The 25,812-nt window shown below is 22.8% G+C and carries 19 protein-coding genes and 1 tRNA gene; 14 read left to right on the top strand and 6 right to left on the bottom strand.

Features of this window, described 5'->3' with window-relative positions; all coding sequences use genetic code 4:
* Positions 1-13: 13 nt before the first annotated feature.
* Together secA and NPA14_RS01905 are read left to right on the top strand one after the other, a co-directional pair.
* A complete protein-coding gene (secA, locus tag NPA14_RS01910; RefSeq protein ID WP_257075702.1) occupies positions 14-2,557 on the top strand; it encodes a preprotein translocase subunit SecA in 2,544 nt (847 codons plus the stop codon).
* Positions 2,558-2,596: 39 nt separating this feature from the next.
* The gene (locus NPA14_RS01905; protein ID WP_257075700.1) at positions 2,597-4,840 is read left to right on the top strand and encodes an MIP family Ig-specific serine endopeptidase; all 2,244 of its coding nucleotides are present in this window, start codon (positions 2,597-2,599) and stop codon (positions 4,838-4,840) included.
* A 34-nt stretch (positions 4,841-4,874) separates the two neighbouring features.
* Here the strand turns inward: NPA14_RS01905 and NPA14_RS01900 are convergent, their stop codons facing one another.
* Genes NPA14_RS01900 through NPA14_RS01875 form a run of 6 tightly spaced genes read right to left on the bottom strand, consistent with a single transcriptional unit; the run spans position 4,875 to position 10,670 of the window.
* The gene (locus tag NPA14_RS01900; protein ID WP_257075698.1) at positions 4,875-5,987 is read right to left on the bottom strand and encodes an MAG0770 family lipoprotein; all 1,113 of its coding nucleotides are present in this window, start codon (positions 5,985-5,987) and stop codon (positions 4,875-4,877) included.
* Positions 5,950-6,726, bottom strand: a complete 777-nt coding sequence (locus tag NPA14_RS01895; RefSeq protein WP_257075696.1) for a pseudouridine synthase — start codon at positions 6,724-6,726, stop codon at positions 5,950-5,952. The genes NPA14_RS01900 and NPA14_RS01895 overlap by 38 nt, the downstream gene beginning before the upstream one ends.
* Positions 6,719-7,822 (bottom strand): nicotinate-nucleotide adenylyltransferase, encoded by a 1,104-nt coding sequence (locus NPA14_RS01890; RefSeq protein WP_257075694.1) that lies wholly within the window; start codon positions 7,820-7,822, stop codon positions 6,719-6,721. Before NPA14_RS01890 ends, NPA14_RS01895 begins: the two co-directional genes overlap by 8 nt.
* Positions 7,813-9,099 (bottom strand): DNA polymerase IV, encoded by a 1,287-nt coding sequence (locus NPA14_RS01885; protein ID WP_257075693.1) that lies wholly within the window; start codon positions 9,097-9,099, stop codon positions 7,813-7,815. The genes NPA14_RS01890 and NPA14_RS01885 overlap by 10 nt, the downstream gene beginning before the upstream one ends.
* A complete protein-coding gene (locus tag NPA14_RS01880) occupies positions 9,092-9,493 on the bottom strand; it encodes an iron-sulfur cluster assembly scaffold protein (RefSeq protein WP_257075692.1) in 402 nt (133 codons plus the stop codon). Before NPA14_RS01880 ends, NPA14_RS01885 begins: the two co-directional genes overlap by 8 nt.
* 25 nt (positions 9,494-9,518) lie before the next feature.
* A complete protein-coding gene (locus NPA14_RS01875; protein ID WP_257075691.1) occupies positions 9,519-10,670 on the bottom strand; it encodes an aminotransferase class V-fold PLP-dependent enzyme in 1,152 nt (383 codons plus the stop codon).
* 187 nt (positions 10,671-10,857) lie between these two features.
* On the opposite strand from NPA14_RS01875, the gene rplM reads away from it, so the two are divergent.
* From rplM to NPA14_RS01815, 12 genes are all read left to right on the top strand, one after another.
* A complete protein-coding gene (gene rplM / locus NPA14_RS01870; protein ID WP_257075690.1) occupies positions 10,858-11,292 on the top strand; it encodes a 50S ribosomal protein L13 in 435 nt (144 codons plus the stop codon).
* 1 nt (position 11,293) lies between these two features.
* The gene (gene rpsI, locus NPA14_RS01865) at positions 11,294-11,689 is read left to right on the top strand and encodes a 30S ribosomal protein S9 (RefSeq protein WP_257075689.1); all 396 of its coding nucleotides are present in this window, start codon (positions 11,294-11,296) and stop codon (positions 11,687-11,689) included.
* 56 nt (positions 11,690-11,745) lie between these two features.
* Positions 11,746-11,822, top strand: a tRNA-Ile gene (locus tag NPA14_RS01860).
* Between the two features lie 106 nt (positions 11,823-11,928).
* Positions 11,929-15,225, top strand: a complete 3,297-nt coding sequence (locus NPA14_RS01855; RefSeq protein ID WP_257075688.1) for an ATP-binding protein — start codon at positions 11,929-11,931, stop codon at positions 15,223-15,225.
* 89 nt (positions 15,226-15,314) lie between these two features.
* Positions 15,315-15,461, top strand: a complete 147-nt coding sequence (locus tag NPA14_RS01850; protein WP_257075686.1) for a hypothetical protein — start codon at positions 15,315-15,317, stop codon at positions 15,459-15,461.
* A 37-nt stretch (positions 15,462-15,498) separates the two neighbouring features.
* Positions 15,499-16,875 (top strand): ABC transporter ATP-binding protein, encoded by a 1,377-nt coding sequence (locus NPA14_RS01845; protein ID WP_257075684.1) that lies wholly within the window; start codon positions 15,499-15,501, stop codon positions 16,873-16,875.
* Positions 16,856-17,689 (top strand): ABC transporter permease, encoded by an 834-nt coding sequence (locus tag NPA14_RS01840; RefSeq protein ID WP_257075682.1) that lies wholly within the window; start codon positions 16,856-16,858, stop codon positions 17,687-17,689. Before NPA14_RS01845 ends, NPA14_RS01840 begins: the two co-directional genes overlap by 20 nt.
* Entirely contained in the window at positions 17,682-18,545 is an 864-nt protein-coding gene (locus tag NPA14_RS01835) for an ABC transporter permease (protein ID WP_257075681.1), read from the top strand. Before NPA14_RS01840 ends, NPA14_RS01835 begins: the two co-directional genes overlap by 8 nt.
* Positions 18,538-20,256: a hypothetical protein gene (locus NPA14_RS01830; protein WP_257075680.1), complete on the top strand. Its 1,719-nt coding sequence runs from the start codon at positions 18,538-18,540 to the stop codon at positions 20,254-20,256. Before NPA14_RS01835 ends, NPA14_RS01830 begins: the two co-directional genes overlap by 8 nt.
* Positions 20,257-20,769: 513 nt before the next feature.
* Positions 20,770-23,706, top strand: a complete 2,937-nt coding sequence (gene dnaE / locus NPA14_RS01825) for a DNA polymerase III subunit alpha (RefSeq protein ID WP_257075679.1) — start codon at positions 20,770-20,772, stop codon at positions 23,704-23,706.
* A gap of 2 nt (positions 23,707-23,708) precedes the next feature.
* The gene (locus NPA14_RS01820; protein ID WP_257075677.1) at positions 23,709-24,599 is read left to right on the top strand and encodes a 5'-3' exonuclease H3TH domain-containing protein; all 891 of its coding nucleotides are present in this window, start codon (positions 23,709-23,711) and stop codon (positions 24,597-24,599) included.
* Positions 24,589-25,794: a hypothetical protein gene (locus tag NPA14_RS01815; protein ID WP_257075676.1), complete on the top strand. Its 1,206-nt coding sequence runs from the start codon at positions 24,589-24,591 to the stop codon at positions 25,792-25,794. The genes NPA14_RS01820 and NPA14_RS01815 overlap by 11 nt, the downstream gene beginning before the upstream one ends.
* Positions 25,795-25,812 lie beyond the last annotated feature (18 nt).

Genomic DNA, 25,812 nt, shown 5'->3' with positions numbered 1-25,812 from the left:
AAATTAAAATACTATGAATTTTTTAAATATCAAATCGACTGAAATGAGAATTGCAGAAAAAACATTAAAAAAAATTAATGATTATGAACCTATTATTGCTAAGTTATCTAATGAAGAATTAAGAAATAAAACTGAACAATTTAAAATTCGTTTAGCTAATGAGGAAAATATAGATAAAATTAGACCGGAAATTTTTGCAGTAGCAAGAGAAGCTACAAAAAGAGTTTTAGGTAAAAGACCATACGATGTACAAATGATTGGTGGAGTTTTATTAGATTTAAGTAGTATTGCTGAAATGAAAACAGGTGAAGGAAAAACTATTACTTCTATAGCTCCAGTTTATTTAAATGCATTATATGGTAAAGGAGCAATTGTTTCTACAGTTAATGAATATTTGAGTGAACGTGATGCTTTAGAAATGGGAGAAGTTTTTAATTTCTTAGGTTTAACAGTTGGTATTAATAAAGCGCAAATGAATCCTGAAGATAAAAGAAAAGCTTATCAATGTGATATTACTTATTCCGTGCATTCTGAATTAGGATTTGATTATTTAAGAGATAATATGGTAAATACTTTGGCTGAAAAAGTACAAAGAGGATTATTTTTTTGTTTAATCGATGAAGCTGATTCAATTTTAATCGATGAAGCAAAAACACCTTTAATTATTTCTGGTGGCGAAGGTTCTGATACTCATTTATATTATTTAGCGGATCAATTTGTGAGAATTTTAAATCAAAATGATTATGAAATCGATGAAGAATCTAAAGCAATTTCTTTGACTTATAGTGGTATAAACAAGGCTAATAATTATTTTAAAATTAATAATTTATATGATATAGAAAATTCTGAAATTGTTCATAGAGTTCAAAATGCTTTAAGAGCTCATAAAGTAATGAAAAACAATGTTGAATATATTGTTAGAGAAGGCAAAATTGAATTAGTTGATGCATTCACAGGCAGAATAATGGAAGGGCGCGCATATTCTGAAGGATTGCAACAAGCTTTACAAGCTAAAGAAATGGTTAAAATTGAACCAGAAACTAAAACTTTAGCAACTATTACTTATCAAAATTTCTTTAGAATGTTTGATAAACTATGTGGCATGACAGGAACGGCTAAAACAGAAGAACAAGAATTTATTGATATTTATAATATGAGAGTTAATCCTGTGCCTACTAATAAACCAATAAAAAGAAGAGATTTGCCTGATGCTATTTTTGCCAATTCACAAGCCAAATGAATTGCTGTTACTAATAAAGTTAAACAATTATATGATAAAGGACAACCTGTTTTAATTGGAACAGCTCAAATTGAAGATTCTGAAGAATTACATTACTATTTAGAAAAAGCTAATATTCCTCACACTGTGTTAAACGCAAAACAAAATGCTTCTGAAGCTGAAATTATTTCTCAAGCTGGACAAGTTAAATCTGTAACTATTGCTACTAATATGGCAGGTAGAGGAACTGATATTAAACCTTCAAGAGAAGCTATTGAATTAGGTGGATTATATGTTATTGGAACAGATCGTGCTGAAAGCCGTAGAATTGATAATCAATTAAGAGGTAGATCTGGTAGACAAGGAGATCCGGGCGTTTCTAAATTTTATGTTTCTTTAGATGATCAATTGATGCAACGTTTTTCTAATTATGAAGAATTTAAAAAAGCTTATGAAAAAGAAGGCAATAAAGAAATTACCAATAAGAATTTACAATTTGGCTTCAAACATGCTCAAAAGAAAATTGAAGGTTTCAATTATGATAGTAGAAAAAGTGTTTTACACTATGATGATGTTATTAGACAACAAAGAGATTTATTTTATGCTCAAAGAGATTTAATTTTAACCAATAATAACGTATCTTTTATCATTGAAAGAATGTTTAATAATGTCGTAAAAGTAATTTTAAATAATTCTGATTTAAAATTACAAAATAATCATTTAGATTATGAAAATTTAGTTAGTTATATTAATAGTAATTTCTTTAACTTATTTAAACCAGAATTTCAACTTGAATATAAAAAATTAAGAAAAATTTCAGATAATGAATTAAGTGAATATTTACTTGAAAAATTTTTACTTAATTTTAAAGAATGAGAAACTAATGCTAAAAATAATACTATGGATGATAATATATTTTTAAGTTTAGAAAAACATTATTTATTATCAACTATAGATCGTTATTGACAAAATCATATTGATGGCATGGATAAATTACGTTCAAATATTAATTTAGTTCAATACGCACAAAAAAATCCTTATCAAATGTATACTGACGAAGGAACTAAAATGTTTTATACCATGTTGGATAATATAGCTTATGATACTTGCCAAATTATTTTAAATGATCGTTTAGGTAGAAAATCGATGATCAGTCCCGAAATTCAAGCCGATCCATTATTTCAACAAATTCAATCTATGGTAGTTTTAAGTTTAGGCCAAAGTGATGACGAGAGAGAAACTTATTTATTAGAAACTTATTATAATTTAAAAAAACAGACTCAAATGTTTGATAATAATGAAATTAATTCAGAAAAAAATGAAAAACAAAATTCATAGAATTTTGTTTTTTTATTTTAAATTAATTATAATTTTATTATGAAAAGTACCAAATTTAAAAAAATTTTATTGCCTTTGAGCACTTTAACATCTACTATAGGAATATTTTCTATTGTGGCATGTGAAAATAACAATAACAATGAAAATAATAATGATTTAAATAATCAAAGACAAATTTCACAAACTAAATATCAAGAATTATATAAATTAAGACAGGAAAATTTAACTAAATTAGCAAATGATAATAATTTGTATAGATCTATAACGTCATTTTTAAATAAAGCAAGCACTTTTATTAAAAATAACAAAACCACTATTGCTGAATTTATAAACTTAAATCAAGAATTTGACACAAACATTGAAAATGTTAAAAATTATTTAGCCAGTTTATCGCCAAATAATTCAAATTCAGATGAAAATAATATTTCAAAATCTACTGAAAAAGATAATTCAAATACAAAAGAAGAAAAAAATAATAATCAAATCGAATTTGCAAATGAAAATGATTTAAATAACTTAAAAAGTTATAAAGATACATTAGCAGGTTATCAATTAAATGAAAAATTAAAAGAAAATAAAGTCTTGAATGAAAAAATTACACAAGCATTAAATAAAGCTGATAATCTTTTGAATAATCAATCAAGCAAAAGTGATGTTGTTAATCATAATCAAATACTTGTTGCTTTAATTCAAGAAGCAGATAAATATTTACAAACAAATACTAACAATGACAAAAAAGAAGAAGAAAAAGAAAATAAACCTATCATTCCTACTCTTCCACCTAATTTTCAATTTATTAGACCTAACGTTAGTCAATATCATAAATATCCTGATTATGTAAGCAAATATAAAAAAGTTAATGCTCACGAAATATATCAAGAAATATATGATCGTTCTTTTTCTATTCAAACTTTGTTTCATGAAAAATCTGGAAGTGTAGATGTTGCTAGTGGTCAAGGTACTGCTTGATTATTAGATTATCATAGATCAAAATCTAATAGTAACAAATTAAAACTATTTTTAGCATCTAATATTCATGTTTTAAATAATTTTGCAAATACTTTAAGTGAAGAAAATAGTAAAAAATTTCCTCAATATGTTGATCCTACCGGTAATACTTTAGTAGGTATTGCATTAGGTAAAGCTGCTAATCCTAAATTAGAAACTTTAGCAAATAATACCTTAGAAACAAGCGGATTAGTTAGTTATTATACTAATAGCGATAAAATGACTGGTTCATCAAATGTAGGTTTTGGGGAAACTAAATGAAGAACTACTAAAACTCAAGCATTAAGTAATCCTACTTTAATTTTTGCTGCCATTGATTTTATGAAAGAAGAAGCAACAGCAGCATATAAGGAAAAATTAAAAACAGTTTTTAAAGAAAAAGCTGAAAATTATTTGAAACTTAATTCATGAGATACTAATTATCAAACAAAATATCAAAATTGAAAAACACAAGGAGAAAATCCTAATTTATATGTTGATTTTGCTGTTTTTTCAATAGATATAGATTTAGAAAAAACTGATGAAACTTTTAAAAAATGAATTAATGATGCAACTAGTGCACTTGATAAATATTTAAAAAGACTTGCAGACACAAATGAATTACCAAATCAAGATAAAAATATTTCTAAGTATATGCAAACTTTAGATTATTATTCTAAATTTAAAAATATGAATAAAAAAGATGGCATATATGAATTTGCATTATCTAACGCACAAGATTTATATATAGCTGGATATCCAAGATTAAATAATGTGACTAGATTTTCACATAATAATCCACTTGAACGTAATAATAATCAAACTAATGATTTTTTACCACCTTTTAATGAAAGATTTGCTTATGGAGCAAACCAAAGCAGTTTCACTGCGGATGCATATCAATTTAGATTAGATACAGCATTTAATAATTTAGTTGGAGCATCATATGGACCAAATTATACAATTAGTTTTTCTTCTCTTTATTATGGTGCTTCAGGATCATTAGTTTATAATGATTTTGGACAAATGGTTGGAATTTACAATGTTATTAGCTCAAGAACTCAAGCCGGTGATTTGCTTGGTTCTTCAGGATTTGCTCCATTTTTACTATCAACCGATGTTGCAAACATTGATAATAGTTTTGTAACTTATGCTTATAATCTTATTGATTCTACTAATAACAGTTTATATCCAAAACAAAAAGATTCATATCGTAGTAATTTAAGAGTAATGTTTGCCATTGGTTTTGATAATACTAATGATAAAACAACTGCTCTTTTCCCTGAAGGATTTTAAATTAAAAAAAATAGCAAAATTTGCTATTTTTTTGTTAATCCAAATTTTTAGTTAATAAATTTATTTGTTTAGCTATTTTTAAAAGATTTTCAAATGGTATTAAAAGAGTATTTGTAAAAATATCTTTTTCATTTTTATTGTTAAAAATTTCAATTGGATTTTCATTTAAAATAATTTCTAATTGTTTAATAAATTCAGACAATTTAAATTCTTGTTGATTTTCAATATTTTTAATAATTATTGAATTATTTTTAGAATTTAAATTTTTGAAATCATTTACAAAATTATTAATTTTTATAATTTGATTATTATTATCAGTTTGAATAATATCATTCTCATAGTAAAAAAACGTCATACTATTTCATTCATTTCATAAATTTATAATGGCGTGTAAATGTCCAAAAGTATTATCACTATTAGGCAAAAATCCTAACTTACTATAATCAATATTTTTCAATTGTTTATTAAAAATTTTATTTTCTAATTCTAATTCTAAATTTAAAATAAAACTATTAATATGATCTTTAAAAATTAATCGCTCTTCAATTTTGTTTTTTGCTTTATTAAAAAGTGGTCAGTCATTATTATCATCATTTAAAAATAAATTTAAGAATTTGCTAACTTGTCAATTGTTAAAACCTTTAGCTGCGTCTTCGATGATACTATACATTTCTTTGTTTATTTTTTCAAAACGATCCACATATGCTAAAAAATTAGACTGAAAATCATTTTCATTTAGACTTAAATCTTCTATTATTGTATGCATTGTTTCTTTAAGAGAAATTCATTTTTGATTTTCATAATATCCTATATCTTTTGATTGATTGTCTTGTTTTAAAATATTTGATATTTCAATATTATCAATTAAATTTTTAACTAAAAAACTACTGATGTTTTTACTATTTTTTCTTCTGGTTTCAAAAAAAGTCAAAGCATGATTTTTATTAATATTATTTAAATCAAAAAAATCTTTTATTTCTTGATAATTATTTCTATATTGCATAACTAATTGATGCATTTCTTGACTATATTGTGCTTCTAAAACTTGATTAGTATCATAAAAACTACTTTGACATTTAGCTGCTATTAAAGTAGGAAATATTAATGTGCTACTTACTAAAAATTTCATTAATTTTCTTTTTTTCATTAATTTTTTTTAGTCTTTCTTCTTGTATTCTTATAATTGTTTTTAAATCTTTAATTTCTTTTAATTTTAATTTTCTATAATAACCTTCAGGTATTTTTTCAGTTGTTAAATTAGCATATTGAATTCTCTTTAAATTTATAACTTTTTTATTAAATACTTTAAATAATTCTTTTATATGATGATAAGAACCAACGTGTAATTCTACAGTGTAAGATTTATCAGCTACTTGATCAACAATTTGTTTTGAAATTTTTCCATTAACTAAAACTTCTTTGTTAATTAGTTTAAACTCCTTTAATGTTAATGGTTCATTTATTCTAGCACGATAAATACGTTTAATTTCATATTTAGGATGACTTAGTTTATTTACCATTTCTAAATCATTTGTTAATAATAACACGCCTGTTGTATCATAATCTAATCTGCCAACTGGAACAATTCTATAAGGTATATCAATTAAATCTATGACCGTTTTTCTTTTGAAGGGATCTTTAGTAGTGGTGATTGTTTTTTTAGGTTTGTTTAACAAAAAGTAAACAAAGTTATTTTGATTATTTAAATTAATTATTTGATTATTTATTGTAATTTGATCATTTACAGAAACTAATTGTCCAATTTGAGCTAAAGATCCATTAACTTTTATTTTTTTAGCTAGAATTAATTCTTCTGCTTTTCTACGGGAACAAAAACCACTTTGCGCTATTAATTTTTGTATTCTTATTAAATTGTTATTATTCATTTTTTAACATCCATTTTTGATAAATATTTTCAGCTTCTGATGATAGTTTGATGCCTTTTTTAATATTAAATTCATAATTTAATTTGACAATTTTAGCAAAAGCCAAATCAAAATTTTCTAGTGCTAATTTTCTTAATTTTTGTACTCCTTCAAAAGCTCTACCATCACAAATTTTATCTGCAACAAAAATTATTTTGTCTAATAATGTTAATTCTAAATCTAAAGTGGTGTGAACTTTTATTGCTCTAATTAAATCCTGATTATTATTTTTATAAATTTTTTCTATTCACAAAGCACCACATATTTGATGTAAAACATGAGCAGGATAGTTATTTTGATTATAGTTTTTAGTATATTTTTTGATTAATTGATATGAATATTCCTGATTAAATCTTTTAGCAATATCATGAAAAAGTCCAGCATGATAAGCAACTTTAGCATCATATTTTAAAACTTTTGCTAATTTAACAGCAAATTCTGCAGCAGCTACACAATGTTTTGCTCTTTTAGGATCTTTTTTAAGTATCATATGAACTAATTCAAAAGCATATAAATAATTTTTACCAATGTATTCGTTCACTTTTTTTGGAGTTTGCTCTAAAGCGCCATTTCTAATAGCTGTGGAAGATTCAAAAAATAAGGGATTATTTAAAACTTTTATACTATATTTTTTAATATTTTCTTTTGCTATTTTTTTAGTTCTTTTAAAAACTACAAGTTGAACACTTGATGCTATTTCCTCAATAAATTCTCATTTATGTAATTTGCCTAACAAATCACTACCCATTATAAAAAATAATTCTTCATTAGGATATTTCTTTTTAAAATATCTAATGGTTTCAAAAGTATAACTAATACCACCTCTTTTAGTTTCAAAATCTGAAACAGTCATTTTTTCTTTATTTTCAATCGCTAGTTTAATCATATTTATTCTATCTACTGCAGAAACGTTTTTTTGTTTTTTCTTGAAAGGATTAGTTGCAGTTGGGATAAATATTAATTTATCTAAACTCAATTCTTTAATAGCCAATTCTGCTATTTTTATATGTCCAGAATGTATTGGGTTAAATGATCCACCAAATAATGCTATTTTCATTTTTTATCCTTATATATTGTATTTTCATAACTATTTTCACTAAAAAATCTAGTTTGTTTTTTTAATAATTTAGAATTAGTTTCTAATTTTGAAGCTAAATAAGTTACTGAACTATTTGTTTTTTTATTAATTAATTGAACTATATTTTTTATTTTTTTAGTTTTTTGATTATTTATTTTTGTATTGTTATAATTGTTATTATTTTCTTTACCAAATAAAGGAATAGGAATGGACACCAAATCAATATCTTTTACATTTAAAATTTTAACTCCTATACCTTTTAGTTTTTGATTTTGATACATTTGTTCAAATAATATCGAAACATATTTAAAAATATAATTAAATTCATTTGAATATGTTGTTAATTTGTATTGTTTACCTTTTCATTTTTTGTCCATATAACGAAAATTAATATAAATCGTATCACTAACTAAATCGTTTTTTTGTGCCTTCAAACATATCTTATTTGTTATTTCTTTTAAAATATTAATTAAATCATTTTTATCATAATCATAATGATCAAACGTTAAATCCACTCCTATACTTTTAGGATGATTATTATTAGTATTAATTACATCATCAGCTGTACCATTAGCTTGATCAATTAAAATTTTTGTTTTTGATTTTAAAATAGAATATAATAAAGGATTATAAGGATTTTGTATAGCAAGATCTTTTATTGTTCATATATTTAATTGATTTAATTTAGGTAATAATGCCTTGCCTATACCAAAATATTCTTTTAAATCTAAATTTCACAATTGTTCTTTAAAATTTAAAACATTGATTTCTTTTATGCCAAAGGGTTTTGCTAAAGTAGTAGCCATTTTAGCAAAAAATTTATTATAGGATATACCAATTGAAATAGGAATTTTAAAAAATTTCATTATATTATTTTGTATTTCTTTTGCCATTTGAAATGCTGATTTATTCTTTAAATTATTAGTTATATCTATTCAACATTCATCAATTGAATAAATTTCAATTTTTTTTGAATATTTAATGGCTAAATATTCAAAAATATTATTAGATATTTCTAAATAAAGATTAAAATCTGGTTGAATAAAAATAGTTTTTGGTTCTTTATTAATTACTAAATTAACTGGATCTCCTGCTTTAATTCCTAATTTTTTTAATTCATAACTTATTGAAGTTACTATTGATTTATATGTTTTCTTTCCTATTGCAACAGGTTTATTATTTAAAAAGGGATTTTTAGATCTATGAGCGCTTACAAAATATGAATCAAAATCTATATGAAAAATTATTTTATTCATTTTTATTATTTAATTCATTTTTTAATAAACGTTGCAACATTAAACAACAATGCGTTCTATTAAAATGTGTTTTGACATTTTCGAAAATCATCAACTCTTTTAATTCTTCTTTCTCGGTTTCGCTAAGTAATTCATCTCCCAAAATTAATTTTTCGAATAAATTTAATATATAATGAATTTCATTTAAATTTTTATTAATAATTTGTTTTATTAAAATATCGCTTGAAGCTATAAAAAAAGCACAACCGTTTCCATCAAATCAAATATCGGTTAAAGTATTATTACAAATTTGAAATTCTATTTTTAAATAGTCACTACAAGATTCGCCAAATTTTTCTATTAATAAATCATTTTTAATATTTTTTTTAAAAATAGGATATCTGTAATGTTGCATTATGATATCTCTTTTTTGATTTTGATTATAAAACAAGAAAATCACCTCCGTTTTTTAAAGCTTGTACTATTTTTTTACAATCATTATAATTATTATAAACTCCTAAAGATATTCTAACAAAGGAGTTTTCTTTTTTAATATTTTTTAAATACTGTGCGCAAAAAATACCAGATCTAACATAAATATTTTGTGTAGCTAAATAATGCGCTACGTCTTGTGCAGAAATATTTTTAATATTAAAAATAATAATATGACTTTCAATAGGTGTATAAATTTCTAAATTGTTTATTTCTAATAATTGCTTGTATAAATATTTAGTTAACTTAGTTAATTTAATTTTAGTATTTTCATAATTTATATATTTTTTAAAAAAATCTAAGGCAGCATCAAACATGTAAATAGCTGCTAAATTAGGTGTACCAGGTTCAAAAGCAATTTCACCATTTTTAATGGTTAATTCACAATTATTAATTCTATCTATTGTTCCCCCGCCTACAAAAACAGGATCAATTAATTTTTGAACTTTATCATTGATTGCTAAAATTCCTAAACCTGTAGGTCCATAAAATTTATTTGTACTAAAAACTACAATATCACTATTTTCCATATCGACTTTTTCACTTACAACAGCTTGAGCTGCATCATTAACTATGATTGAATTATACAATTGTGCCTTTTCTTTAATTTTTTTCATATTTATTGGATGATAAAATGAATTTGAAATTTGACTTATTGCAACAATAACTGTATTTTCATTAATATCTTCAAGTATATTTTCACTAAATTTGATAGTAGCACCTTTGTCTTTAGCAATTTTAATTCAAGGAGCAATATTAGATGAATGATTATAAGCAGATATTAAAATTTCCTGATTGCTTTGTATTTTATCTTTTAACATTAAGGCAATTTTATTTAATGAGTCTGTTGCTCCAGAAGTAAAAATAATATAATCATTTTTATTGGCATTAATTAATTCTTTAACTTTTTCTTTTACCTCTTTAATAATTAAATTATTTTTAATTCCTATTGAACTATCGCTGGTTCTTGTACTTACTGCATATTCAAGATAAAAAGATTTTTCTTTATTTATTGCTTGTATTGGTTTTTGACAAAGAGCACTATTATCTAAAAAAGTTATTTTTTTAAGCAAAGGAAAATATTTACGTATGTTTTTCATATTAAAAATTTTATTACTTTTAATTAAAAATAATCATGTTTAACCTTTAAAAATCAATACTATGAGATTTTAATTATATTTATATTGCTTTTTTTATTTTGTTATATAATAAAAACGTTATTTTAATGTCAAAAATAAGTCTTTAAAGATACATATAAAATAAAAACTAACTATTAGGAGGAAAATCGTGAGACAAACTACAATTGTAAACCGTGAAAAGGCTAACAAAAAATGATTCGTTGTAGATGCAGAAGGACAAGTTTTAGGTCGTTTAGCCGCATTTGTAGCTTCAGTTTTAAGAGGCAAAACTAAACCTACTTTTACACCAAATGCTGATATGGGTGATTACGTAATTATTATCAATGCTGAAAAAATATTATTAACAGCTAATAAAGAAGAAGATAAAATTTACTATCATCATTCAGGTTATCCTGGTGGTTTAAAATCAATTAATGCTGCTAAATTAAGAGTAAAAAAACCTACAGCACTTGTTGAAAAAGCTATTTCAGGAATGATTCCTCATACAAAATTAGGAAATAAACAACGTAAAAATCTTTTTGTTTATGCAGGACCAGAACACAAACATCAAGCACAACAACCAGAAAGTTTAGAGGTAAGATAGAATGGCAAAAATAATAGAATATCGTGGGCTAGGTCGTCGTAAATCTTCTACAGCTCGTGTGACTTTAAAAACCGGAACTGGTAAATTTGTTATTAATAATCGAGAAGCAAAAGATTATTTAACTTCTGATTTATACATTCAAGATGCAGAACAACCATTAGTATTAACAAATACAAAAGGAACTTTTGACATTTTTGTTAATGTGCGTGGTGGTGGATTAAGCGGACAAGCTGGAGCTATTCGTCTTGGTATAGCTCGTGCGTTATTATTAGCTAGTGATTCATATCGTGAAAAACTTAAACCAGAAGGTATGTTGACTAGAGATGCACGTGTTAAAGAACGTAAAAAACCTGGTCTTAATGCAGCCCGTCGTGCTCGTCAATTCTCTAAACGTTAGTTTTTATTTATTTTTTTACTTAAACTATGAATTTTTGGTAAAATTCATAGTGTAATGCGAGCGTAGCTCAGCTGGTTAGAGCACACGACTGATAATCGTGAGGTCGATGGTTCAAGTCCATTCGTTCGCACCATATCATTTTAAATGACAAAATCATCCTAAAAAGGATGATTTTTATTACACTTAAATTTATAAAATGCTTTTTAATATATATAATTTATACGTTAAAGGAGTTATATATGAAAAATCAACAAAATTTAGATTGAGAATATCAAACAATTTTAAATAATCTATTAAATATTTCAAATAAGGATACTTCATTATTTGTAAAAGTGGATAATGATAAATTATTTGATCTTTATTCTACTTTTAATTTAGATGTTATTAGAGAAATTACATATCAAAATAATTTTTCAATTAGAATAAGAGCTGAATATTTAAACGAAATAATTCAAAAACTCAATAATATTTATTTACCACTAGAATTAATTGAGTATTTAAAAAAAATAAATTATATTAATCTTGCAAAAAGAGAAAAATTTATTTATCAAGATTTTGAAAAAGAAAAAAAACAAATTATAAGTGAATACAATGCAAAATTACAACAATTTAATTCCATATTCAAAAAATATTATCAAGAGATTTTATCCATTTATGAACAAACTAGTTCATGACCTTTATACGTTGGTTGTGTTTTTGTAAAAGTTCACTTAAAAGAAAAAAATAAAAAAATATATGCTCCTTTATTTTTAAAACCAGTTGATTTAGATTTTAATAATGGAATAATTAAATTAATTTCTAACGGTGATTTAAAATTAAATGAAAAACTTTTATTTGTTTTAAAGAATGAAGGCTTTGATTTACATATAGATGAAGAATTAAATGATGATCAACAAAACATATTTCAATTAATAAAACTTTTAAAACAAAAATGAGAAAATAGTTTTTATAATTTTGATATTAAATTAGAAAATCCAATTAAAAATTTTGAAGAAGAAGAAATTCAAAATCAAGAGTTAGAATTTCATGATGGGATGGTGTTAGGAATTTTTCAACCTTCTGGTGGATATTTAAGAAATAGAATGTTAGAAATAATTAAAAATAAAGAACTTGAAAACATTCTTGTTGCTGAATTTGATAAAAATATTTACAAAAAAAATATTCAAGAAGTAATAAGTAATCCTAAAACAAGATTATTAAAAATTTCACCAACTAATTATTCACAAGATAAAGCAATTATAAGTGCGCTCAAACAAAATACTATTATTTGAGGACCACCGGGAACAGGTAAAAGTCAAACAATAGTTAATATTCTTGTTAATATATTGTTTTACAATAAAACCGCTTTAGTATCAAGTGAAAAAAAGGCTGCTTTAGAAGTAATCAAAGAACGTTTAGGAATATTAAAACAATATGCTTTAGTTCTTAGTAATCCAGTAGGAAATAATAGCAAAAGTAAGTTTTATCATCCTTTAAAAATTTACATAGGTTATTTGGAAAATTTTGAAAAAAATAATACTTTATCCAAACCTAAAATAAATATTGTCGATGAAAGCGAAATTAATTTTGTTGAAAATTTAAAAAAATGAAAATCAGAAATTAAATTTGATAAATATTTAGAGTTTATTGGTAAAACAAAAACTATTTTAGATCTTTTAACAGAAGAACAATTTAAAATTTTAATTAAATTAGATTCAGAATTACTTTATACAGTTAATTTAAAATATAAAAATTCTAAAAAATATTTAAAAGAATTATTAAAATTAAATAAACTAAAATTTAAATTTTTTAATAAAAAATACAAATTTTTAAAAAATAATTCAACTGAATTATTCGATAAATTTAATAACTTTAACATTAATTTTAATGAATTAAAAAGCATAGTTAATACTTTTGATTTTGATGATTGAAATATCATTAAATCTATTTATGGTACACTACCAAATAATAATTCTCAAAAAACAGTTAATATTGATTGAATAAATCAAACAGTTGCTGAGCGTATAATAGAAAAAATTAATAAAATCGATAAAAATCGTTTAAATAATTTTAGTGCCATTGTAAAAAATGCTAAAATGAAACCTCATAAATTTATTAAAGAGTATTCGGACATAATTAAAATTTTCTTTCCAATTATTATTGCAACACCAGAAATGGATCTTTCTATATGAAAAAAAGAAGAATTTGATTATGCTATTATTGATGAAGCAAGTCAAATGTTTAATGAAAAAGGTTTACCCTTGTTATATTTGGCTAAAAATAAAATTTTAGCAGGCGATAATCAACAAATGAAACCATCAAATTGATTTAATACTCGTTTTGTAGAAGAAGATTCAGTATATGCTGGGATTGATTCAATTTTAGATCATGCAGAAAAATTTGGTATTCATAGTATTTTATTAGATAAAAATTATCGTTCTAATTTTGCTTCTTTAATGACTTTTAGTTCCAAACATTTTTATGATGAAAATTTAGATGTTATCGATTTATATAATAATAATTTTTCTAAAGAAATTAATTGTGCTATTGAAACAATAAATGTTGAAGGAATTTGAGAAAATAATACTAATAATTTAGAAATTGATATTGCAATTAAAACGCTGGAAAATAATATAGATAGTTATGAAAAAATAATTCTTTTATCTTTTAACAAATTTCAAAGAGATAAGTTAGAAAATATAATTATTAATTCAAATGAAAAATTAAGAAAAAAAATTGAAAGTAACAATCTTTTAATAAGAAATATTGAAAATATTCAAGGTGATGAAGCTGATTTAGTAATCGCTTCTGTAGCGTATGATAAAAATGCAACTATACATTCTACATATGTCGGTAGAATAGGTGGTAAAAATGCTTTAAATGTTGCTATTACAAGAGCTAAAGAAAAAATGATTGTTATTAAATCAATTTATGCTTCAGATATAATTATTAATTCTTGGGATAATGAAGATCTTTTAATTTTTAAAAAATGATTAGAATTTTTAGATTTATCTGAAGAAGAAAAGAAAAAGTATATTAATCCAAAGAATCGAAATAATAATTTTTCAATGTCTCAATTACAAAACAAAATTTATGAAGAATTAGAAAAATATTTAAATAATTCAAGTATTTTAGAATTAACCAATAATGAAAATATTGGTACTATTACTATTGATATTGCTTTAAAAGTAAATAATAAAATTCATACATGCTTTATAATTGATAATTTTGAATACGATACTTTAGAAGATTATTTAAAATTTAATGACAAAATTAAATTTATTAGAAATAAAAAATATCCAGTTTTTGTTATTAACGCAATTATTTGAGAGGAAATAAAATTTGATATTTTTGACTATTTAGCAAAATTAATTGAAGAATTAACTACTGATTCAAATATTGAAAAGAGTTTATTGATAAAAACAAATCATGAAATTAATGATTATGAACAATTATTGGTTGATGATTATAGCACTAATGCAAGTGAAATTAAAATTCTTAATAAAAAAACTAATTCATTAGCAATTACTAATAATAATGAGTTTGATAATGAATAAAATTTATTATTTAAAAACAGATTTAAAAATCTGTTTTTTTATTTTAAAAAAATTAAAAGATTTTTTAATTTATTTTCTATAATTTTGCTATGAAAATAGCAAATTATTGGAAACAAGATAAATACAGGTCTAAACAGATCTTATTAATTTTTAATGAAGATAATAATCCTTCATTGCCATTTTATGTTATTGAATATTCACAAAATCTTTATGATTGCGCGTCCGCTTTAATTTAATTATGCTATTTTCGTTTAATTAAATTAAAGGAGTTCAATGAAAAAAAATAATATACAACACATTATTGAACTTAAAGAAGTAGTCAAAGAATTTGATGGTAAATTAGTTTTAGATAATGTGAATTTAAAAATAAATAAAGGAGAATTTGTAACTCTTTTAGGCCCATCAGGATCTGGCAAAACAACTATTTTACGTTTAATTGCCGGTTTTGAATGAGCAACTAGAGGAGAAATAAAATTTAATGGATTAGATATTAAAGATTTACCGGCTCATTCAAGAGATTTATCAACTATTTTTCAAGATTACGCTCTATTTCCTCATTTAAATGTAGAAGGTAATATTAGATACGGATTAGTTTTAAAAAGAAAGCCTAAAGAACATGTTAATCCTAAATATAAACAATTATTAGAACAAAAGATTAAACAATGAGAACAAAAAGCTAAAATGAAAATGGCACAATTAGATAAAATTCAAGAAGAATATGAATCTGAAATGTCTAAATTTAAACCTACAAGCAGACAATATAAGAAAAGACAATCATGATTAGATGATTCTGATTTTAAATATTCATATTGAGAATATTATGTAACTGAACAAACAGAAAAATTTGAAAAAAAATATTTAACAAGAAAATTAAATAAACTTGAAATTCAACAAGAAGTTGATCAAATAGTTAAATTAGTAGGCTTAGAAGGAAACGAAAAGAAAAAAATAAATGAATTATCAGGCGGAATGAGACAAAGAGTTGCTTTAGCTCGATCACTTGTAATTGAACCAGAAATTTTATTATTAGATGAACCTCTGAGTGCTTTAGATGCTAAAATAAGACAAAGAATGCAAGTTTTATTAAGAAACATCCAAAAAAAATTAGGTTTAACTTTTATCTTTGTTACACACGATCAACATGAAGCTCTAGAATTATCTGATAGAGTAGCAATTGTAAGAGATGGTAAAATTGAACAATATGATACTCCTAAAGTAATTTACGATTATCCAGTAAATAAATGAGTAGCTAATTTTATTGGTGAATCAAATATTTATAATGGTATTTTTGGTGAAAATTCAACAGTTACTATTTGAGGTAATAAACAATTTAGAACTATTCATGATGAAAATGAATTTGAAATAGGTCAAGAAGTTGATGTTTTAATTAGACCAGAAGACGTAGATATATTAAATACTGATAGAGAGCAAGGGCAAAAATTACTTGGTAAAATTTTAAATTTAACTTACAGAGGTAGTTATTACTATTTAACAGTTGAATTAGACAATAAGCAAATTATTCATGTAGAAACAGCAAAAAAATTTAATATTGGTGAAAAAGTATTTATAAGTTGAACAATTGATACAATTCATTTAATGAAAAAAGATAGCAAGTGAGATTATTCAGCAGATGTGAACAAAAATAGTTAATAAATTGTCTTTAAATAAAAGATTAACTTTAACCATTCCTTTTGTTTTAATTGCTTTATTGTTTATTATTTTACCTGTATTAATGATTATTATTAATGCATTAACACCAAGAGAAAATTTTGATTCTTTTTCTTTAATAAAAGAAGCTAATACATGAAGACAAATATGAAGAAGTTTGAAAGTAGGAGTAATTAGCTCACTTTTATGTTTAATAATTGGTTTTCCTTATGCTTATTTTATAGCATCAAGCAAAAATAAATATTTAGCTATATACGCAATGAGTTTAATTATTAGTCCTATGGTGATCTTTACTATTGCTAAAATTTACTCTATTAGAGGTTTCTTTTTATCAATTTTTGAAGAAGAAACTTTGAATGCCGAATGATTTATGGTTTTGGCTTTAACTTATTTAAATTTACCCTTAATGATCATGCCACTTTATTCTGTGTTTAAAGATATGCCAAAAAATATAATTGAAGCAAGCGAAGATTTAGGTTATTCTAAATTTAAAACTCTGTTTAAAGTTGTTGTTCCTTATGGACTTAAGGCAATAATAAGTGGATTAGGATTAATTTTTCTATCTTCTGCTACTAATTTTGTCATTAGTGATAAATTGCTTCCAAATAAAAATCAATTACCATTAATTGGTTCAATAATTAATGACTATACTAATCCTTCTAATGAATTTGCCCTAGCTACTGGAACAACAATTGTTTTAGTAGTTTCAGCAATTTTTATTGGTTTATATGCTTTATTACAATTAACGCCTAAATTAATTAGCAAAATATCAAAGAAAGGATGAGTATATGAATAAATTTTTAGTTTTTTTAAAACATTCATATATTTATTTAATATTAACTTTAACATACATACCATTGATTTTTGCTGTTATTTTTAGTTTTAATTCACCTAGCTCTAAGGGTTATTTAAGTTTTAGTTGAAATAGATTCACAACTCAAGCATGAAGAGATTTTTGATTAAGTGGAAGAGATTTAGCTTTAGTTAATTCAATTATCATCGCTTTAATTACTGCTTTTTTAGTTGTAAGTATTTCTTTAGTTACTTCTTTTGCCTTATGAAAACAAAAAAACAAAAAAATCTCTTCTGTTATTAATTCTGTTAATAATATTCCTTTAATTAATCCAGATAATATTACTGCTATAGGACTTGTACTAGTTTTTTCAATGTTATTTGGTTCATTAGCAAATACAAGCGAGGGAATTATTAGAGGGATAACAGGTCATACTATTATGGCTTTACCATACGGTATAACGCTTATGTTACCTAGAAGTGAAAAATTCAATAAATCCTTATTTGAAGCTAGTCAAGATTTAGGTTTTTCTCCTTTAAGATCTTGATTTAAAACCTATTTTGTATATATGTTACCCACGATTATTTTTGTTGCTGTTGTTGCTGCAGTTCTTTCTTTTGATGATTTTATTATTTTAAGAACTTTAACAAATACTTCAACTTTGGGTACAAAATTATATGAAAGTGATTTTCAAGCTTGGGGTTTAGTAATTGGTGCTGCATTAATGTTAATTACTCTTTTTATAAATATTGTTTGAATATTTATAAAAAGCAGACAATTAAATACTAAAAAATCAAAAAAACTTTTGTTTCTTTTTAAAAAAAATAAAAAATTTTTAGGAAAGGAGCAAAATGTTTAAAAAAATATTTTCAAAAAATTTTGCTTATTTTTTAGCTGCTATTGCAACAATAGGAACTCTATCTGGGGCTTTGGCATACAAATATTCTTCCTCTTTTAAACCTAGTTTTTACAACTATAAACAGTATATTTCTGATGAAAATAAAGAAATTATAGAACAAGAATTTGATTATAAAGAATTTGATACTCTTAATCAATTTACTAATGCTATTTTAACTAATAAAGCAGTGGCTGGTATAGGTTCTGATTCACAAGTAGTTAATTTAATTAAAAATAATAAATTGCAAAAAATTGATTTTAAAAAAATTTTCCCTGAAATTTTTGAAAATCAATCTAATAAAGAATTAAAAGATATATTAAAAGAATTATATACTGATGTTGTTTGAGAACATTTAGTATCATATGATCAAGATCTTTTAACTGATATTAATGGTAATGAATTTGAAGATGGACCAAGACATTTATGAGAATATTTTGTACCATATTTTGCTCAAGATATGGTAGTTGCTTATAACCCAACAAAATTATTTGCAAAATTAAATAAATTCGGTAATGATTATAATTATAAAGATTTTGATTTTAGAAAATATTATGAATTAGATCAAGAAATTCATAATAAATTAAATGAAGAAAGAAAAAATGATAATTCTTGGGAAAAAGGAAGTTACAGTCTTTATTCGATTTTGAAAGTTTTAAAAGAAATAGGTTTTAGCAAATTAGAAGCAACAGATTCAGTTAGAGATAATATGATTTATGGTTCAGCTTATCGTTTTGATAACAAAGAAAATAGATATGTTAATATTTTTGCTACTGGCAAAGGAGAAAATTTTGGCAAAATAGATCAAATTGAAACGTTTGTTGCAGAATTTAAACGTCATTTAGATTCTAATTCTATTAAAAATCAAAATTTCTCTACTAAAGATCAATTTGTTAATAGTCTTGAAGATTTTGTACAATCACAAGTTAGAGGCCCAAAAAGTTATAAAGAATTAATAGATCAATTTGAAAATATTTTCAAAAATGCTCTTAATTATAGTTTAAACGATATTAATATTAACTTTATTGGTAACGGTTTAGAATTAGTTGATAAAATTATTGATCCAAATACAGACATTGAGGCTGGTATTATTTATAATGGAGATGCCTTTGATGCTTATTTGGCAAATGATAATAATGATGCTGTAAACGACGGTGTTATTAGATTTATTAGACCAAGAGATAATTTATTGCTTGTTGATGGTTTAATTATTGTAGCTAATACTGATGAACAAACAACAAATAAAATTTATGAATTAGCTAAAAACTCTATTTTTGAGGGTATAGCTGATAATAAATGAGATGAAACAGAAAATAAAATGGAATTAGGGTCTTTAAATAATTTTGATTATATAGGATATACAGCAACTTATAAAAAATTAGTTGATTATTTAAAAGAAAATTATTTCAATGATATTTTTGATGAAGAAAAACCAGAAGATAAATATAACATTTCTGATCTTGAAGAAGAACAATGAAAACAAATTGTCGATTACGAAAGAAATTATTTAAGCAGACTTTTTGATATTAATTCTCAATTTACTGTATTTAATCCAGGAACTAATGAATTAAAATTAGATAAACCTTATAATGTTATTCATCATGATATTAAACCAGTTTCACAAAAAACTTTAACTGAAATTGAAAGATATTGAAATTTAAAAATAAAAAAATAATTTAAAAATTTATTTATTAACTGATCTTAAAAATTGCTATGAAATAGCATAAAAAAGATCAGTTTTTTTTATAATTATTAATCTAATCTTTAATTAAAATTCATATTTTTTAAAAAATAAATTTTAATAAAATCAATGCAAAATATTAAAATTCAAATAAGAATCAAATTATTTTTAAATTAAAATTTATCCATTTGTTAAAAAATAATTAATTTATATAAACATAAATTTTGAATCTATATAGATTTTATTTTTACAATATAAAAATATAAAATCCAAATAATAATAATTAAGAAAATATAGTTTAAATTTAAATATTATTAATTTATAAAAAATGATTCGATAATTTTTTAAGGATTAATGAAATTGAAATTATAAAAATTTACTAGTTATTGCATTTAATTAAGCATTAAAGTAAAATATAGTAAATAAAAAGTCTGCTATAGCAGACAAACGCATTGATGGATAATCTCAATGTCGGCTCAAAATAATTATACACGAGAAGAGGTCCTAATGAAAACAATTCCCCAACTATATAATACTAGTGTTTATTCTTTCTTAGAATCTATAATTAAAATAGAAGATTTAGTAAAAAAGACAAAAGATGCTGGATTAAGTGCAGTAGTTTTAACAGATCATAACAATATGTTTGCTTTAGGACAATTTTTACAAGAATGTAAAAAAGTTAATATTAAACCTGTTTTAGGCGTTGATTTAGATGTTCAAGATTTACGTTTTATATTGCTTGCAAAAAATTATGCAGGATTTCAATTTATAAATGAATTGATTTTGAAAAAAAGTATGAAAGAAGTTATTAATTACGATGATTTAAATAATAACAATATTTTTATAATAGGTCATCCTGAAATTGATTATTCTTTATTCGAAGAACTAAAAATATCTAAAGAAAATAATTTTTATTTACCATTTAGAGAAGTGGCAGGAATAAGAAATATTAATAAATTTGTTTATTTAAAAACAAATAATGCTTTTAAAATAGAAGATAATGAAGCACTTGAATTACTTGAAAAATTATCAAAAAATAAAATAAAAAAGATAGAAAATAATTACTTTGAAAATTTGTCATTACCTGCTCAAATTATAAAAAATATTGAGTATATTTTAGATAATTGTAATGTTATTTTTCCAGAAAAAAAACTAAATTTAGCTAATTATGATAATCAAAATGATATTCAAGCCTTTGAAACATTTAAAAATTTATTAAAAAATGCAATTTTGCAAAAAAATCATGAATTAATTAAATATAAAAATTGGAATTTAAGATTAAAGTATGAAGTAGAAATTATTAAAAATGCTAGATTTATAAATTATTTTTTAATAATTCAAGATATTGTTAATTGAGCTAAAAAACAAAATATTTCAATTGGTCCAGGAAGAGGAAGTGCAGCTGGATCACTTGTATCTTATTTATTAGGCATAACTAATATTAATCCTTTAGAATATGATTTATTGTTTGAAAGATTTTTAAATCCAGGCCGTTTGAGCTGACCTGATATAGATATTGATATTCAAGATGATCGCAGACATGAAGTTTTTAATTATATAAAAGAAAAATATGGTTTTGAAAAAGTTGCTTTAATATCTACTTTTCAAACTATAGGTGCTAAAATGGCTTTAAGAGATGTAGCAAGAATTATTGATAATCCACTTTCTATGGTCGAAATTAATAAAATTACTAAAACATTAGATGCTAATTTATCTTTACAAGAATCTTATGCAAATAATAGAAATTTCAGACTATTAATTGATAAATATCCAAAATTATTTGAATTAGCTTTAAAAATTGAAGGTTTACCACGACAATATAGCTTTCATCCAGCAGGAATAATAATTGCACAAAACAAAATTTCTAATTTTTGTCCTGTTTCATTAAATAATGATGATTCTTTTCAACAAGTTCAATTAACTATGAATCATATTGAAGATTTTGGATTATTAAAAATAGATTTGTTAGGTTTAAAAACACTAACTGAAATAGCTAATATAGAAAATTTTCTTCAACCTGATCAATATTATGAGAATTTATTAAAAAACGATGCTTCATTAATAAATGATAAATTAACTTTTGATATGTTAAATAGTGGTTTTACAAAAGGAATTTTTCAATTAGAATCTCCTGGTATGACTAATACTATTAATAGAGTGCACATTGATAAATTTAATGATTTATTTGATATTATTTCACTTTTTAGACCTGGTCCAGTTAAATATATTAATGAATATGCCTTATCTAAAAAAAATATGAAAAATATGAAAAATATTCATCCTCTTTATGATGTTATAGTTGAACAAACATATGGAGTAATAGTATATCAAGAACAAATTATGCAAATTGCCCAACAAGTAGCTGATTTTACATTTATTGAAGCTGATTTTTTAAGAAAAGCAATTAGTAAAAAACACGAAGATGAAATTTTAATTTATAAAGAAAAATTTATAACTAATGCAATTAAAAAAGGTTTAAAAGTTAAACAGGCTAATGAAATTTATGAAAATATACAACGTTTTGGTCTATATGGGTTTAACAAAAGTCATGCTGTTAGTTATGCTTTTTTAACTATGAAAATGGCATATTATAAAGCTAGATATCCTTTATATTATTATGCTTCTTTAATAACTAATTCTCAAGGTTCGCAAGAACTTATAAGTAATTTCGCACAGGAAGCAAAAGAAATGGGTTTTACTATTTATTCGCCTGATATTAGATATTCCACAAATAAAAGTGAAATAATAAATAATATTTTATATTTACCACTAAATTTAATTAAAGGATTTGGTAATGAAAGTATAAATAAAATTCTTTCCGATTTAAATATCAATGGTCCTTTTAATAATAATATTTTAGAAATCTTATTAAGATTAAGATTTGCAGGAATTAAAGATGCTGCCTTGGATTTATTAATTAAAGCTAATGTTTTTAGATTTTTTGGTCCAACTAAATATATTGAACAAGCAGCTTTACAAATAAAAGATATCTATTTATTATTTTCTAAAAATGAAACTTTTAAACAAGTACAAGATAAACTAGAAAAAGCTGGTTATTTAAATTTAGATATGTTAGACAATGATTTTAAAAAATATGAAGATATTGATTATGAAACAAATAATGAAATCACATTATTAGGACAATCTTACAACATATTTTTAACTTCAAAATATGAAAATACTTTTACCAATCGTTTGGTAACTTTAACACCCGGTTCAGAAGAAAAAACATATGTAGTTGAAGTAGTTAATATTAAATTATTTAGGACCAATAAATTTTTTACTTTAGAAGTAAGAGATAGTAGTAAATCTTTAACATTTGTTTTATCAGATATTTATTACAATCATTATAATAATCTAAAAAAAGGTGATGTCATTTTAATAAATGCTTATCATAAATTAAATAATAAAAATCCTCAGATTCTCAATTGAAGGAGCGTTTAGCTATGAAAAAATTTTTACTTGTTGATGGTAATTTATTATTATTTCAATCCTTTTATGCTTCATATAATCCTTATCAGAAAAATATGATTTCACCAGAAGGTATAACAACAAATGGCGTTCATGTATTTTTAATAACTTTATGTAAATTATTAAATTATCTTAAACCAGATTATCTTTTTATTGCTTTTGATGCTAATTCGAAAACTAAAAGACATCAAATTTATCAAAACTATAAATCAGGAAGAAATAAACCACCAGAAATTATTTTTGAACAATTTGATCTAATAAAAATCATTTTGAATAAATTAAATATAGAATGATTAGAAAAAAATGGGGAAGAAGCTGATGATTTAATTGCCACTTTAGTTAATAACAATAACTGTCAAAATTTTATATTTTCTAAAGATAAAGATTTATTGCAACTAGTTGATAATAATACATGCATTATTAAAACCAATAGAGAAAAAGATACTTTTGAACTAATTAATTTAGAAAATTTTAAAAGTATTTATAATATTAATCCTATTCAAATCCCAGATTTTAAAGGAATTGCTGGTGATAATTCTGATAATTTACCTGGAGTACAAGGCATAGGAGATAAAGGAGCGATTAAATTATTAAATGAATTTAATACTCTTGAAGATATTTATAATAATATAGAATTAGTTAAAGGCAAAACAAAAGAAAAATTATTATCTAATAAAAATAGTGCATTTTTATGCAAAACATTAGCAATTTTAAATAAAAATGTTGATATGGAATTAAATTTAGATAAATATTCTAATTTTTTAAAAAATAATATTGTGGAAGGATTAAATTTTTTATCACTTCATGGTTTAAATAAAGCTAAAGAATATATAAAAGGAATTATTGATTTTAAAAATGAAAATTAAATATTTTAATAATTTTAAAAAAATTGAAAATAATACAAATAAAATTTATAAAAAAAATATTAATTTTGCTGTTGAAAGTTTATTATTTATTTTATTTTTATTTTTCAGCGTATTAGCTATTTTAATACATTATAATAATGATTTTTTAAATCAAAATAATACTTTATTTTTACTTAAAAAAATTTATGTATTTAGCTTTGGTTCACTTTTCGGAGATACATTAATACCTTTTATTGTATTTATTTTAGGTTTATTTTTAATAAGATGAATAACATTTTTTTATAGAAAAAAATATATTCCGTGATTTCAAAATCATTTAAGAGTAAATTATCTTATTTTAAGAAACCAAATTATTTTTATTTGAATTTCACTTATTTTATTATCATTAGTTTTTTATCATTTGTATTTGGTTTTACAAAGAGTTGAGAACTTTTGATATTATAATGTAAATAATGTTAAATTAATATATACCAATGGATGATATAAAAGTTTTATTGGTTCAATAGATGATTTACCAAATGTTAAAAATAATATTGGTTTTTTATTAGATAGTATTTTTAATTTACCTTATGTAATTTCTTTTTCGCCTTTTTTAACTATTTTAATTACTTTATTTTTTTCTATATATATAATTTTGAAATTTTTATATGTTAAACCTTTTTATTATTATAAGAAATTGTCATTAGAAAAACATTCATTAAATGAAATTAAAAAAGAATTAGAAAATAATTTATTATTTGAGTTTACAGATGATTGTTATAATTATTTTTTAAAAATTAATAAAGCTTGTGAAGAATATGACCTAAATCAAAAAACATCTTTAAAAATAATAATTAAAAATATTAAAAAAAATGATAATTATTATTTTTTAACTCCAATAAAAATTAATGACTTTGATTATTTTGCAACAACAAAATATGAAAAAATAGATAAAAATAATTTAAAAACGGCTAATAGTAACAATACACTTATAAATAATGAAAATCAGAAAATAACAAATAATTATTATCCTTTAAATGAAATAGATCAATTTTTAGATACAGAATATATTGATATTAAAAATAATTTTCAAATAAAGGAAAATGAAGAAAATTCCATCGATATATCAAATAATATAATTGAAAAAACAACATTAGAACATGAAAACTATATAGATGATGATGAATTTAAAGAAAATTTAAATATTTTATTTTAATTTAATATACAAAAGGAG

The organism is Mycoplasma sp. 1018B (assembly GCF_024582675.1).
Taxonomy (GTDB): Bacteria; Bacillota_I; Bacilli_A; order Mycoplasmatales; family Metamycoplasmataceae; genus Mycoplasmopsis.
Note: the sequence above shows the minus strand (reverse complement) of the source record. Positions and strands in the feature narration are given on the sequence as shown.